This is a genomic window from Streptacidiphilus anmyonensis, assembly GCF_000787855.1.
GTDB classification, from domain to species: domain Bacteria; phylum Actinomycetota; class Actinomycetes; order Streptomycetales; family Streptomycetaceae; genus Streptacidiphilus; species Streptacidiphilus anmyonensis.
In genome coordinates, this window is record NZ_BBPQ01000067.1 from 7,770 (window position 1) to 21,649 (window position 13,880).

At 75.2% G+C, this 13,880-nt stretch carries 15 protein-coding genes; 13 read left to right on the forward strand and 2 right to left on the reverse strand.

Annotation, left to right across the window (positions count from 1 at the left end):
* Both TR50_RS34535 and TR50_RS34540 read right to left on the reverse strand, forming a co-directional pair.
* Positions 1 to 708, reverse strand: a 708-nt coding sequence (locus tag TR50_RS34535; protein ID WP_174514885.1) for an MBL fold metallo-hydrolase, incomplete at its 3' end; no start/stop codon positions are given.
* A gap of 258 nt (positions 709 to 966) precedes the next feature.
* On the reverse strand, positions 967 to 1,419 hold the full coding sequence (locus tag TR50_RS34540) for a MaoC family dehydratase (RefSeq protein WP_042431587.1): 453 nt from the start codon (positions 1,417 to 1,419) through the stop codon (positions 967 to 969).
* A gap of 364 nt (positions 1,420 to 1,783) precedes the next feature.
* On the opposite strand from TR50_RS34540, the gene TR50_RS34545 reads away from it, so the two are divergent.
* The 13 genes from TR50_RS34545 to TR50_RS49915 all read left to right on the forward strand — a co-directional run.
* Entirely contained in the window at positions 1,784 to 2,587 is an 804-nt protein-coding gene (locus TR50_RS34545) for a hypothetical protein (RefSeq protein WP_042431589.1), read from the forward strand.
* Between the two features lie 139 nt (positions 2,588 to 2,726).
* Positions 2,727 to 3,422, forward strand: a complete 696-nt coding sequence (locus TR50_RS43215; RefSeq protein WP_152648797.1) for a hypothetical protein — start codon at positions 2,727 to 2,729, stop codon at positions 3,420 to 3,422.
* Positions 3,416 to 4,354 (forward strand): hypothetical protein, encoded by a 939-nt coding sequence (locus TR50_RS43220; protein WP_052441680.1) that lies wholly within the window; start codon positions 3,416 to 3,418, stop codon positions 4,352 to 4,354. The genes TR50_RS43215 and TR50_RS43220 overlap by 7 nt, the downstream gene beginning before the upstream one ends.
* Positions 4,355 to 4,461: 107 nt before the next feature.
* On the forward strand, positions 4,462 to 5,220 hold the full coding sequence (locus TR50_RS34560; RefSeq protein ID WP_042431591.1) for an SAF domain-containing protein: 759 nt from the start codon (positions 4,462 to 4,464) through the stop codon (positions 5,218 to 5,220).
* Positions 5,220 to 7,544: a hypothetical protein gene (locus TR50_RS49910; RefSeq protein WP_063775200.1), complete on the forward strand. Its 2,325-nt coding sequence runs from the start codon at positions 5,220 to 5,222 to the stop codon at positions 7,542 to 7,544. Before TR50_RS34560 ends, TR50_RS49910 begins: the two co-directional genes overlap by 1 nt.
* Entirely contained in the window at positions 7,534 to 9,027 is a 1,494-nt protein-coding gene (locus TR50_RS34570) for a TadA family conjugal transfer-associated ATPase (protein ID WP_084701465.1), read from the forward strand. Before TR50_RS49910 ends, TR50_RS34570 begins: the two co-directional genes overlap by 11 nt.
* Positions 9,024 to 9,911 (forward strand): type II secretion system F family protein, encoded by an 888-nt coding sequence (locus TR50_RS34575; protein WP_042431593.1) that lies wholly within the window; start codon positions 9,024 to 9,026, stop codon positions 9,909 to 9,911. Before TR50_RS34570 ends, TR50_RS34575 begins: the two co-directional genes overlap by 4 nt.
* Complete coding sequence (locus tag TR50_RS34580) at positions 9,908 to 10,792, forward strand: type II secretion system F family protein (RefSeq protein ID WP_042431595.1); 885 nt, start codon at positions 9,908 to 9,910, stop codon at positions 10,790 to 10,792. Before TR50_RS34575 ends, TR50_RS34580 begins: the two co-directional genes overlap by 4 nt.
* An 18-nt stretch (positions 10,793 to 10,810) precedes the next feature.
* On the forward strand, positions 10,811 to 11,047 hold the full coding sequence (locus TR50_RS47245; RefSeq protein WP_160311235.1) for a hypothetical protein: 237 nt from the start codon (positions 10,811 to 10,813) through the stop codon (positions 11,045 to 11,047).
* Positions 11,044 to 11,436 carry a TadE/TadG family type IV pilus assembly protein gene (locus TR50_RS47250; RefSeq protein WP_269084830.1) on the forward strand — a complete coding sequence of 131 codons (393 nt, stop codon included), beginning with the start codon at positions 11,044 to 11,046 and terminating at the stop codon, positions 11,434 to 11,436. The genes TR50_RS47245 and TR50_RS47250 overlap by 4 nt, the downstream gene beginning before the upstream one ends.
* On the forward strand, positions 11,433 to 11,894 hold the full coding sequence (locus TR50_RS34590) for a TadE family protein (RefSeq protein WP_042431597.1): 462 nt from the start codon (positions 11,433 to 11,435) through the stop codon (positions 11,892 to 11,894). The genes TR50_RS47250 and TR50_RS34590 overlap by 4 nt, the downstream gene beginning before the upstream one ends.
* On the forward strand, positions 11,894 to 12,322 hold the full coding sequence (locus tag TR50_RS34595) for a hypothetical protein (protein ID WP_042431598.1): 429 nt from the start codon (positions 11,894 to 11,896) through the stop codon (positions 12,320 to 12,322). The genes TR50_RS34590 and TR50_RS34595 overlap by 1 nt, the downstream gene beginning before the upstream one ends.
* Before the next feature lie 5 nt (positions 12,323 to 12,327).
* Positions 12,328 to 13,880 (forward strand): LysM peptidoglycan-binding domain-containing protein (locus tag TR50_RS49915; RefSeq protein WP_042431599.1); only part of this gene is annotated, 1,553 nt, incomplete at its 3' end.

Below are 13,880 nucleotides of genomic sequence, written 5' to 3' on the forward strand. Positions count from 1 at the left end.
GTGGTAGATCCGGTGGTCGCCGCCCGCCACGATCCAGGACGCCCAGAGCTGGTAGCGGCTCGTGCGCGGGCCGCGCGAGCAGTAGTGACGCGCGGGCGCGGCCGTCAGCGTCAACCCGGCGACCTCGGCGGACTCGTGCCAGTCCAGTTCGACGATGCGCTCCGGTGCGACGCCCCAGAACTCCAGGTGCGCCCCGACGCCCAAGGGCACCGCGAAGACCGTGCCGCAGGCGCCGAGCGCGCGGACGGCCGGCAGGTCGAGGTGGTCGTAGTGGTCGTGGGAGATCACCACGACGTCGACCGCGCCGAGCTCGTCGGGCGGGATCGGAGCCGGATGCAGCCGACGCGGGCCGAAACCGGGGATGGGGGAGCAGCGCTCGCCGAAGACGGGATCGAACAGGACCCGGCGTCCGCCGATCTCGGCCAGCACGCCCGCGTGCCCGAGCCAGGTGAGCCGCAGGCCGGTCGCGGGAGGGACGGCCAGCTGCTCGGCGGTGAGCCGGTGCACGGGGACGGCGCGGGCCGGGCGGCGGCGGTCGCGGTTCTCGGTGAGCCCGGCCTGGAGCGCGGCGAACGTGGTGCCCGGCAGCAACCGCCGGGTGCGGACGGGGTTGCGGAACGCGCCGTCGACGAACTGCGGCGAGCGCAGGATCCGGGCCAGCCGTTCGCCGGTCGGCTCGGCCGCGCAGCCGAAGCCCTCGGGGCGGATGCGGCCGAGCCGCTCCGAGAGCGGCCCGGTGACCGAGGGGAACGAGAGGGTGGGAAGGGAGGTCAGCGAGTCCAGCAGCAGGGACGGTGAGGACGGTTCCGCGCGACGCGGGGACCCCTCGGGACGGGCACGGCCGGGCACAGCACCTCCAGGAGACGCGGTGAGCGGTGAACTGCGTGACGATCTTTCGCAGCCTACCCGCGCACATCCCGCGTCGCCGGGTGGGGACGAGGCCGTGCCCGCGCCGTCGGGCGTGGATCAGGCGTAGAAGCGGGTGATCGTGTCGGCGACGCAGTGCGGCTTGCCGCCGTCCTTGCTCGTGATGGTGTAGCGGACCACGACCTGGAGGCCACCGGAGACCGGGTCGGCGGAGACCAGTTCGGCCGTCGCCCGGACGGAGGAGCCGACCGGGACGGGGGCCGGGAAACGCACCTTGTCCGAGCCGTAGTTGACGGCCATCCGGACGCCCTCGACGCTGTAGCACTCCTTGGCGAGCACCGGGATCAGCGACAGGGTCAGGTAGCCGTGGGCGATGGTGGTGCCGAAGGGCCCGTCCTTGGCGCGCTCCGGGTCCACGTGGATCCACTGGTGGTCGCCGGTGGCCTCGGCGAACAGGTCGACCCGCTTCTGGTCGACGAGGTGCCAGTCGCTGCTGCCGAGCTCGGTGCCGACGGCTGCGGCCAGGTCTTCAAGGGAGGCGAAGGTGGTCATGGTCCGGAGCGTAGCCCCCGCCCGGGGCCACCTGAATGTGGCGCAGGTCACCCGCAGGGGGCTCCCGCCCGGACCACCCGGGTGTGCCTCGCGTGCCCGGCGTGGTCGCCGTGTGCGCCGGGCGCGCCCGGGTCTCCCGCTGCGCCTTCGGCGCTCGTGCGCCCCGAGTGCGTCGGGAGGCGGGTGGCAGGCGGGGGCGGCCGGGTTTTCGTGCGGTGCCAGGGGGTAGAGGGCCGGGGCGAGCAGGTGAGGCGCGTGGTGCGGACGCCGGGGGACGGTTCCGACGCGGGGCGCGCGCACCGGGGGTGTCCTCCCGAATGCTCGCCTTCGGATCGTTCGGGTTGGGGGTGGCGTGGACCTCGGGGTGGAGCTCGTGCTCCTCGGTGCCGAGTGCCCCGACGAGCGCGCCTTCGGCGGTTCGCTCGGCGCGGCGGAGGGGGCCCAGCGCTTCTGGCGTGCGGTGACGGCGACGCTCGTGGACGCCGGTCCCGGGCGCTGCCGGGTCACCACCGTGCACCCGGAGGCGGACGCCAACGCCGCGCTCGCCGCGCTCCAGCAGGCGGCCGCCCGGGAGGGCCGGCTGTTGCTGGTCTACCTGGCCGGGCAGCTCGCCTGGGACCAGCGTCGGCGTCGCCCCGTCCTCGTCGTGGCCGGCAGCCTGCGCGACAGCGCGGCGCAGCGCGGGCTGGCCTGCGACTGGGTCACCAGCGCCATGGTGCACGGCTCGGCCGCCGAGTCGCTGCTGGTCGTGGACCTGGCGGCGGATCAGGAGGCCTGGCAGGAGTGGCCGCAGTGGGCCGCGACGGCGACGGTGACGGCGGCGGGCACGGTCCCGATGTGGGGGCGGGTGGCGCGTTACGAGCCCCCGCGCCGGGGGCGCGCTCCGGCGTACGGCCGCGCGGGGACGTTGGCGACGGCGCTCGGCGCGCTCCTCGACACCGGGCTGCCCGGCGCGCCCGCGGTGCTCGATCCGGGCCTGCTGCACCCGGCCCTGCTCGCGCTCGACCCCGACGCACCGCAGGCGGGAGCCGGTCGGGGCGGGCCGCCGCCTGCGGCGTACTGGACCGGTCCGCCCGACGGGAGCCGCCTGCTGCTGCGCAACCGCGCGCTGCTGCGCGGCCTGCTCAGGACCCCTCCGCGGCGTGGTCCGACGCCTCCCGGGTATTGACAACGGCATATTCGTGTGAGTCACCTTGACGTGGGCATTACCGTGGGGAGAATTTCAGCCACAACCCGGGACAGCGCGCTGTGCGAGGCATATGGTGCTGAACACCGTCAACCGGGGAATCGGCGGCAAGGGGGGAGCCATGCGGCGCCTGGGACCCGCATTCCTGAACCACCCTTTACGTGACCAGAAGGCGCATCCGGCCGGCGGGCCGGAACGGCCGGGCGCGACGGTCACCGCGGCGAGTCGGCCGGGCACTGCCTGCCGCCGCCTCGTCCAAGCGGCGCTGGTGGGCGCGTTGAGCCTGCTGCTCGCCGCCTGCGGCGACAGCGGCAGCGCCCAGACGCTCGACGGCGCGCCCTCGAACCCCGTCAGCGCGCCCCCGCCCAGCCTCCGCCCGGCCCAGGGCCTCAGCGGTCCGGCCGCCGAGGTCGTGCTCCGCGCCTACCGCGGCTACTGGGCGGCCCAGGTACGCGCCATGTCCACCGGCCACGCGGACGGCAGCGACCTCTCCACCTACGCCACCGGCGAGGCGCTGAGCGACAGTTACGCCAACGTGGTGCGGCTCGTCTCGGCCGGGCTGCTCATGTCCGGAGCCCCGCAGATCCACCCCGTGGTCACCGCCGTCGGCCCGCTGCGCGGCGCGGCGGGTGAGCAGCAGGCGACGCTCCAGGACTGCCTGGACGTCTCCGGCTGGCACCAGGTCACCGCCCAGGGCGGCCGGACCAGCGAGCCCGGCGACCGACTGCTGCGCTACCCGCTCGTGGTGACGGCCCGTACCGTCGGAGGAGCCTGGATGATCAGTCAAGTCACGCGCGAGACGGGCAGAACATGCTGACCGGCCGCGCTCCGGCGCCTCGACGGGTCTGGGCGCGCGCGGGCGTCGCCCTCGCCCTGCTCGTCGGCGGCCTGGTGGGCGCGAGCGGCACCGCGCACGCGGGCGTGGGCCCCTGCGACAACAGCTACGTCTGCGTCATCGTCGGCGGTGGCGGCAAGCCCCCGACCGGCGGCGGCGGTTCGGGCGGCGGCGGAGGCGGGGGCGGGGGAGCCTGCTGGTACGGAAAGATCCCGATGGCCTGCTACGTCCCCGGCATCGGCTGGCTCTCCGCGCAGGACGGCTGCTACTACATGCAGATGCAGCCCCAGCCCCCCGCGGGAGACCCGCTGTGGCAGGGGCACCAGCCGGGCGACGGCGCCGTCTACGTCCGCACCTGCTCGCTCGACGCCGGCGGCGGCACCGTGACCCTCTGGATGGCCGCACCGCCCCCGATGCCGCCGCAGGTGACGCCGGGTGAGCTGGCCGCCTGGGCGATCGCGAAGATCCCGCGCCGCGCCGCGGTCATCCACAGCGCGCCGGGCAACGGGCAGCACGGGCTGGTCAACTCGCCCGTCATGCTCTGGATCGGCAAGCAGGGCAAGGGCTACCACAACACCTACATCCCGCCGAGCGCGCCCGCGTGGGCCACGGCCAGCGTGCCCGGCCTCTCCGTCACCGCCTACGTCTGGTCGACGGGGGTCACCTGGAACACCGGCGAGGGCCAGACCGTGTGCGGCGGACCGGGCACGGCTTTCGACAAGAGCACCGGGTTCGTGTCCGGCTGCTCCTACACCTACGACAAGGCCGACGACGCCTACGTGATCTCGGCCCTGGTCGGCTGGCACGTCCGCTGGACGTCCAGCACCGGCGACAAGGGCGACTTCGCCCTGGACGACATGCAGAGCGCCAACCAGATCGACCTCGCGGTCAAGGAGATCCAGGTCCTCAACTGACCGCAGCCCACCGCACCGCACCGCACCGCGTCGCACAGCACCGCACCGCACAGCACAGCAATGCCATGCACCGCACTGCCAAGGACGAAGGAAAGAGGCGAACCACGGTGGAAGCCCCCGCGTCGCCGACGCTCACGGCCGGACAACGCCCGGCCGCCGCACCCGCGCGCGCCCCGCAACGGCGAAAGCGCCGCCCCGCCGTGCTCGCCCTCGGCGTCGCCCTGGTCGCCGCGGGCGGCCTCGGCGGCGCGGCGCTGTACCTGACGACGGGTCAGCGCGTCCCCGTGCTCGCTCTGGCGCACGACGTCCCCGCCGGCCAGCCCCTGACCGCCGACGACCTGACGGAGGTGCGGATCTCGCTCGACCCGGCCCTGCACCCGCTCTCCGCCGACAGCCACGTACTGAACATGCGCGCCACCACCGACCTCAAGGCGGGGCAACTGCTCACCGCCGCCGACCTGACCGACGATCCGCTGGTCCAGGCCGGTCAGGAGGTGCTCGGCGTCTCCGCCAAGCCCGCCCAGCTCCCGGCCTCCGGCCTGAACGCGGGCACGTGGGTGGTGCTCGTCTACACCCCCTCGGCCGAGGGCACCGGCACCGGGACCGGCGCGGAGACGCTGCCGAGCCCGGCCAACTCCGGCGGGACGGGCGGCGCCGGCGGCGCCAACGGCGGCAGCGCCGGGGCGACGCTGCTCCAGTCCGTGACGGTGCGCGTGGTGAGCGTCGGAGCCGCCTCCGTCGACGACGGCACGACCGTCGTCGACGTCGCCGTCCCCGGCGACCAGGCGGCGCCCGTCGCCGACCTGGTCGCGAGCGGCAAGTTCGCGGTGCTGCTCGCCGCCCCCGGCACGAAGGGGGGCGGCTGATGGCGGTCGTCGCGATCACCGGCGGTCCCGGAGCGCCCGGCGCGACCAGCGCGGCCCTCGCGCTGCTGCTGAGCTGGCCGCTGACCGAGCACCGCCGGGTGCTGCTCGTCGAGGCCGACCCCGACGGCGGCGCGGTGCTGGCCGGAGCGCTGCGGGGCGAGGTGCACGCCGACAAGGGTCTGCGCAACCTCGCCGTCTCGGACCGGCGCGGCCGCCTGCTCCAGGAGATGTGGGACCAGTGCATCGACCTGTCGCCGAAGGGCACGGGCGACCGCCTGCTCCTGCCCGGCCTCACCGACCCGGCGCAGGCCGCCGCCCTCGTCTACACCTGGGAGCCGCTCGCCGAGGCATGCCGCACCCTGGACGGTTACGGCTGCGACGTCATCGTCGACCTCGGCCGCTCCGGCGGCCACGGCCCGTCCGCCGTCCTGGCGCGGCGCGCCGACGCCGTCCTCGCCGTCCTGCGCACGACCCTGCGCGGCCTCAGTACCGCGCGTCCGCGCGTCGCCGCGCTTGCGGCGGAGCTGGCGCAGGAGGGCGGGACCGACGCGCTCGCGCTGCTGCTGGTCCGTGAGGGCCCGTACGCGGCGGCGGAGATCTCGCGCGCGCTCGGCGCGCCCGTCGTCGGCCTGCTGCCCTTCGCGCCCAAGGAGGCCCGCACCCTCTCCGACGGCGGCGGCCGCACCTCCGACCGGCGCTTCCAGCGCTCGGAGCTGATGCGGGCCGCCCGCTCCACGAGCGACGAGCTACGCGCGCTGACGGCGCGTCGCCGTCTGGTCGCCCGCCCCCAGCCGGCCGATCCGCCGTCCATAGCCCGGCCTCCGCAGGAGGCCGCCCGGGACCTCGCCGCGATCCCGGTGGCCGCGTCCGCGTCCGCCCCCGGTCCGGCGACATCGGTCCCGCTCCAGGCCGTCCCGGCGCCCACCCCGGCACCGGCCCCCGCGCCGAGCCCGTTCTCCCCGGCGGCCGACGCCTCCCGCCTCGGCTACCGCCAGGCGCATGCGCATGCGCAGACGCACGCGGAGGCCCCGGCCCCGAGCCCGGCTCTGAGCCCGTGGCCGTCGCGCGACACACCGCACCCGGCACCCGCCGTCCCGGCAGCCCATCCAGGTCCGATCCACCCGCTTGCCGCCCCCGCACCGGCAGCCGCCGACGCGGGCGCGGCCGCGTCCGTCTGGCCGCCTCACGCCTCGCAGCCTTCGGCCGCACCCGCGTGGACTGCTGACGGGCCGACGGCGGCGCCGTCGTGGACGGCGGGCCGTGCGCAGGAGCCTGCGGTCGCGCCTTCCTGGGCGACTCGCGCCCCCGAGCCGCCGACGCAGGCCGACTGGTCGCTCCGCGAAGCCGACCCGCCGCAGCCGGGCCCCGCAGCAGCGGTGTGGGCGGCGCGGGACGAGGAGCCCCAGGCGGTCGCGTCCATGGATCCCGCCGTGCCCGTACGGCCGTGGTCGGCCCACCCGATGCCGCCCGTCGCACCGGTCGGCCTGGGGCAGGTGCCTCAGGCCCACTGGCCGGGTGAGGCCCGAGGGCCGGCGGCGGCCGCCGACGCTGCGACGGGCTCCTCCGGGTCGGACCGAGGCCAGCAGCCTCTGGCCGCGGGCCACTGGTCGGAGCAGGCCCGCGCTCCCCGGGCCGCCCACGCGGCGGCTCCGTCGGCGTGGCCCGTCGGGACGGCAGGTCCCTCGGCGTCCGCCGACGCCGCGGCGACCGGTCCCTCCTGGTCGTTCCGGGAGCCTCAGCCTCCGGCCGGGGCCTCATGGCCGGCGCAGCAGGGCCACGTTCCGCAGGCCGCGGGCGCGGGCCCCACCTCCTGGACGGGCCAGTCCGCAACATCGCCGATGCCTGAGAGCCCCGATCCCGCCGTACGGCCGTGGTCGGCTCACCCGGTCCCGGAGCCGCAGGCGCACACCTGGCCGACAGCTGGGGCGCAGCCGTCCGGGAACGACGGGGGCGCGGGGGCGGCCTGGTCGGTGCGGGACGTGCTGGATCTCGCCGCGACGGCGGAGCTCGGGGCGCGGTCCGCCGCGCCGAGCGGGCCCGCCCAGTCGCCGATCGGGCCGGTGACGCCCGGTCAGGCGGCCCGGTTGCAGTCCGTGCATCTGGAGCCGACCACGCCGCAGCCGGCGGTCGAGGGAGCCGGGAACCCCTTCAACCCGCCCAGCATGGTGGCGATGCCGCCGCTCGCCGATCACGCCCCGAGGCCGCCCGCGCCGGAGGAGATCCGGCCCGCGGACGGCGAACACCCCGACGTGATCGCAGCCGGGAACGCAGCCGGGAACGCAGGCGGGAACGGCGCGACAGGGGAGGCCGCGCGTGTCCGTTGAGCCCATGGACCGGCTGGCCTCACTCGTCGTCGACGCCAAGATCGCGCGGGAGCTGAAGCGTCAGGTCGCCTCCGACCTGTACGAGCAGCTCAGCAACTCGCCCACGGCGTCTGCCGCGTCCGCGGGCCCCGCCGACGCGGCCGACGCCGCCGGGCGGCGCCAGCGCGGGCGCGCGCTGATCGAGGACGCCGTGGCGCGCTGGTCGGACGCGCACGCCGTCGCCCACGGCGTCACCCCGACCAGGGAGCAGGACCGGGCGCTCGCCGAGGTCGTCTTCGACCTGCTCTTCCGCGCCGGGCGGCTCCAGCCCTACCTGGACGACCCCGACATCGAGAACATCCTCATCAACGGCTGCGACGATGTCTGGATCTCCAAGGCCAACCAGCCGCTGCGGCAGGTGCCGCCGATCGCCGACAGCGACGAGGAACTCGTGGAGCTGCTCCAGGACCTGGCGCGCCGTCACGGTGGCGGCGAGCGCAGCCTCTCCGTCGCGAGCCCGATGCTGGCGCTGCGCCTGGAGGGCGGGATGCGGCTCCAGGCGATGACGCACGTGACGCCGCGCCCGTACGTCGCGATCCGCCGTCACCGCGTGCAGAACGCCACCCTGGGGGACCTGGTCCAGCTCGGGACGGTCGACTCCACGATCGCCTCGTTCCTGGCCGCCGCGATCCGCGCGCGCAAGAACGTGATGATCACCGGCACCCAGGGCGTCGGCAAGACCAGCCTGCTGCGCGCGATGGCCGGGGAGATTCCGCCGGACGAGCGCGTCGGCACGCTGGAGTCGGAGTTCGAGCTGTGGCTGCACACGCTCGGGCACCTGCGCCAGGTGGTGCCGATGGAGGCGCGCGAGGGCAACGGCGAACGCGTGGACGGGCGTCTGGCGGGGGAGTTGAGCATCGGCGAGCTGATCCCGGCCGCGCTGCGGATGACGCTGAACCGGATCATCGTCGGCGAGGTCCGCTCCGCCGAGGTCGTCCCGATGCTGCGGGTGATGACCAACGGCGAGGGCGGCTCCATGTGCACGCTCCACGCCCGCACCCCGCACATGGTCGTCGACCGCATCGCCGAACTGTGCCTGGAGTACGGCGCGCAGATGACCGACCAGCTCGCCTACCGGCTCACCGCCAACGCGCTCGACTTCGTCGTGCACGTCACGATGGTCGACGAGACCGGCATCGGCGGACGCCGGCACCGGTTCGTGTCGCACGTGCTGGAGGTCGCCGGACTCGGCGAGCAGGGCCGTCCGGCGCTCAACACGGTGTTCGGGCCGCGCAAGGGCGGCGTGGACGGGCAGGGCCGGCAGGTGTGGCCGGAGCCGCGCGGCGTCCCGCAGACGCCCCCGGCCTGCCTGGACGACCTGCGCCGCGCGGGCTTCGACGCGACCCTGCTGCGCAACCCCTACGGCACCTGGGCCGCCCCGCTCGGCCTGCGCGTCAACGGCGGCGACGAGCAGGGCGTCCCGGGCGCCGGAGGTGTCGCATGACCCAACTGCTCTGGGCCGTCTGCGGAGCGCTGCTGCTCGGCGGGGTCGCCGTCTTCGTCGTCTTCACCCGCGGGTCGGACGACGCCGGTCGCCCGCGGCCGCGCCGCACGTCACGCCTGCCGCGCGCCGTGCAGGAGCGACGACGGCTCCAGGCCGTCGTCGCCTTCGTCGTCGCCGTCCTCGGCTGGCTGCTCAGCGGCTACGTGGTGACCCTGCTGATCGTCCCGCTGCTCGTCTTCGGCCTGCCGTGGTTCCTGCGGGCCACCATGACGCAGAACCAGGGCATCGACCGCCTGGAGGCGCTGGCCGAGTGGACGCAGCGCCTCTCGGACGTGCTGCTGCTCGGACTCGGCGTCGAGCAGGCGCTCGTCAGCAGCCTGCGGACCGCACCGGCGGCGATCGAGCCCGACGTCTCCGAGCTGGTCGGCCGGATCCAGTCCCGGATGAGCCCCGAGGAGGCGCTGCGCCTGTTCGGCGACCGTCTCGGCGATGCCACCGCCGACAAGGTGCTGGCCACGTTGCTGCTGCGGATCAGCGACCGGGGCCCGGGACTGGCCCGCGCGCTGTCGGACACGGCCGACTCGGTGCGCGAGGAGGTGCGGCAGCGGCGCGTCATCGAGGCGGACCGGGCCAAGCACCGGGCGACGATCCGCTGGCTGGTGCTGGTCATGGTCGGCGCTTCGGGCGTCATCGCGCTCAACCCGTCCTACGCGGCCCCCTACGGCACGCCCCTCGGGCAGGTCGTGCTCGCCGTCGTGGTGCTCGCGCTGGTCGCCGTCGTGGCCTGGATGGCGTCGATGGCCACCCATCGGCCCGTGCCGCGCTTCCTGGAGGCCGACCGGCGCTCGCGGGTGCGCACCACCGCGCAGGAGGAGGAGACGTGATCACCTGGTTGGTGCTGACGGGAGGGTTCGCCGGTCTCGGCATCGCCCTGCTCGTCGCCGAACTGCGACCGGCCCCACCGCAGTTGGGTTCGGCGCTGGAGCGGCTGCACCCGGAGCCGGTGATGCCGGGGGAGGCCGTCACCGGCAGCCCGGCGGGGGGCGGGTTCTACGAGCTGCTGGGGGCGCGGCTTCGCGGCCTGCCCGGCGTCGTGGTTCCGCGGCGCGAACTGGCCCTGGTGGGCCGGAGCGTCGAACGGCACCTGGCGCAGAAGCTCCTCAGCGCCCTGCTCGGGCTGCTGGCCTTCCCCTACGTCAGCTTCATGGCCTCGCTCGCCGGCGTCTCACTGCCGGTGGTCGTGCCCGCGGTCTGCTCGCTGGCGCTCGCCGCCCTCATGTGGTTCCTGCCCGACCTGCTGCTGCGCGGCCAGGCGGACGAGGCGCGCGTGGACTACCTCCACGCCGTCGCCGCGTACCTGGAGCTGGTGGCCCTGGAGCGGGCGTCCGACCGCGGCCCCGCCGAGGCGCTGCTGCGCGCCGCGCAGGTCGGCAACGGCCCGGTGCTGCGCCGCATCGCGGCCGCGCTGGACCGGGCCGTCCTCGAACGCCGACCCCCCTGGGACGGCCTGGCGGACCTGGCCGAGGAGCTGGGCCTGACGCCGCTCCAGGACCTGGCCGACACGATGCGGCTGGCCGGCACGGACGGGGCCGCCGTCTACAAGACTCTCCGCGCGCGGGCCGCGAACCTGCGCTCGGAGCTGCTCTCCGACGAACTGGCCAAGGCCAACGTGGTGAGCGAACGCATGGTGCTGCCCGGAACGGCGCTGGTGATGGTCTTCACCCTGCTCGTCGGATTCCCGGCGGTCTCCCGGATGATGCAATGACCGAAGGAGTGATGACAGATGTTCCGTGGGCGACGTGTGCCGGACGAGATGCTGCCGGTGCTCATGCTGTGGACGTGGGCCGGCGCCCGCGCCGAGCGGGTCAGGTCCCGGGCACGGAAGGTGCACAGCACACGCGATCTGGGCGCACTGAGCTTCGAGCTGGTGGCGCTGGCCCTCGGCCTGATCACCGTCGCGGCCGCCCTCATCGTGGTGCTCACCAAGGTGGTCAAGACGAAGGCCAACACGATCCACTGACCACGGGGGACGGCGGTTCGCTCTCCGTCGAGCTGGTCGCGCTCTTCGGTGTGCTGCTGCTCCTGGTGCTGCTCGTGGTGCAGGCCTCGTCCTGGTGGTTCGACCGCCAGGTCGCGCTCGGCGCCGCGCGCGAGGGGGCGTCCGTCGCCGCCGACACCCAGTCCGGCGGCACGGACCCGGTGCAGGTGGCGTACGCCTTCCTGCGGCGCGACGGCTGGCTGGCGAAGGACCCGCGGGTCGACGCGCCGGTCCAGGACGTGGCCGCGCACACGGTCACCGTGACCGTCCACGTCCGGGTCCGGTCCGTGCTGGGCAGCCTCTTCGACGGGCCGGAGATCACGGTGCCGGTCACCGTGCCGGTCGAGCGCTTCTTGGGGGCGGGCGGATGAGCGAGGAGAGGAGGCGCGGGGAGGCACGGGAGCACGGCAGGGACGAGGCCGGCTCCCTGTCGCTGGAGACGGTGGTGGTGATGCCGATCATCCTCGCCTTCTTCGCCTTCGTGATCGCGGTGGGGACGCTCCAGGACGACCGCGGCACCATGGACGCCGCCGTCCAGGCCGCCGCACGCTCGGGGTCGCTCACCAGGGATCCCGGCAAGGTTTCGCAGAACGTGACGGCGGCGGCGGACGTGGTCTTCGAGCAGGGGGGATTGCCGCAGTGCATCGGGAGGGTCAAGGCGGCCGTCAACGGGGTCGGTGCGGCCCCGCCGAAGCCTCCGGCCACGTACTACAACGCCGTCGAGGCCCAGGGGAGCTGCACGGTACGGATCGACTTCGGCCTGCTGACCCTGAGCAGGAAGGTGACCGGCGACTTCACCTCCGTCGTGGACACCTACCGGGGCCAGTGATGCGGCTCGGGCAGCCCGCGGGGGAGGCGGGGGCGGTCTCGTTCTTCGTCGTCGGCTGCGTCCTCGGCTTCTTCGCGCTCGCCGGCCTCACCTTCGACGGCGGCGGCAAGGTCCACGAAGCCGAACGCGCCGACGCCGTGGCGCGCGAGGCCGCGCGGGCCGCGTGCGAGCAGGTCGACCAACGCGCCGTGCTGAGCGGCGTCTACCGCCTCAACCGGACCTGGGCCCGCCAGGCGGGCGCGGCGTACGTGAGCTCGGCCGGGATGAACGGATACCACCTGTCCTTCCTCCACGGCGACATCTGCAAGGTGACGCTGACGGCGGACTACCGCACGCAGCTGCTCGACCTGATCGGCATCACCGACCTGTCCGTCTCCGGCAGCGGGCAGGCGAGATTCGTCTACGGCGTCACCGGCATCGAGGGGTGAGTTACATGGTGCGCACGTTCCTCCGCGCGCTCTGCGCGCTGGTCACACTGCTCGCCCTGCTCGTCGGCCTGCCCGCCGCGCTCGGCTACGGCACCTGGGCCATCGCGCTCCAGGCCCAGCCGCGCCAGACGTCGCTGACGCAGCTGCTGACCACCCCGGACAACGGCAACCTCTTCCTGTGGGCGCTCGTCGTCGTCGGCTGGGCAGCGTGGCTCGCCTTCGCCCTCTCGGTGGTCGTCGAGGTCCCCGCCCAGCTGCGCGGCCGCGTGCCCAGGCGGCTGCCCGCGCTCGGCTGGAGCCAGCGGCTGGCCGGCGGCCTCATCGGCGCGATCCTCGCGATCCTGCCGATGGCGGGCGGCGCCCTCGCCGCGACCGGCGCGCCCGCGCCCCAACTGGCCGCCAGCGCGCCGCGCACCCCCGACCACGCCATCGCCCGGACGACGGGCGTGGCCACGCCGACGGGTGCTTCCGCCTCCGCCTCCGCGTCCAGTTCCGCCTCCGCGGGGCGGGCGCAGCACCCGCACTACGTCGTCCGGGCCACCCGTCCCGCCGACACGCTGTGGGGCATCGCCGAACGGACCCTCGGCTCCGGCGAGCGCTGGCGGGAGATCGCCGCCCTCAACGAGGGCCGGGTGATGGACACCCAGCACCGCGTCTTCGACGCCGAGCGACCCCTCCAGCCCGGCTGGCAGCTGCTGCTGCCGCGCGACGCGCACATCGCCGCCCCGCCGTCCGCGTCCACATCCGCACACGACTCCGCGTCGGCACACGACTCCGCGTCCGTACACGAGTCCGCGGCGGTGGCCGCGCCCGGGTCGAGCGGGCCCGCGCACCACGACTCCGAGGTGACGGTCCGTCCGGGCGACACGCTGTCCGGGATCGCCGAGCGGGAGCTCGGCAGCGCCAAGGACTGGCCGGAGCTGTTCGACGCCAACCGCGGCGTCGTCGCACCGGACGGCGTGCGCCTCACCGATCCGAACGTGATCGAGCCCGGCATGCGGCTGACCGTCCCGAGCCCGGACGGCTCCGGCGGCGGGCGTCAGGGGGCGCAGCCGCCGTCCCAGGCGCCAACCCCCGCTCCGCCTGCGCACGGGCACGGCCCGAGTCCGAGTCCCGGTTCGGGCGGAAGCGCGACCGCCGACCCGAGCGTCGCACCGACCACGAGCGGCGGCGGGTTCACCCACGGCCACGGCGGCAGCGCGTCCGCCCAGCCCACGCAGACGCACGCGCCGACGCAGACACCCGCGCCCGAGGCCGCCTCCGCCTCGCCGGAGCATGCCGGGCACCAGTCCGCGGCGCAGTTCACCGTCGCCGCCGGAACCAGCGTGCTGGGCGCGGTGCTGCTCGGGACGGTCGCGCTGCGCCGGTCCCGGCGGCGCGCGATGACGTCGCGCCAGACGCCGCAGCACCGTGCGTCCGGTCGTCCGCCGAGGCCGCCGCAGCTGCCCGAGTCGCTGCGCCGGCCGCTCGAACCGCCGCTCGAACCGCCGCTCGAACCGCCGCTCGAACCGCCGCTCGAACCGCCGCTCGAACCGCCGCTCGAACCGCGGTGGCCGCC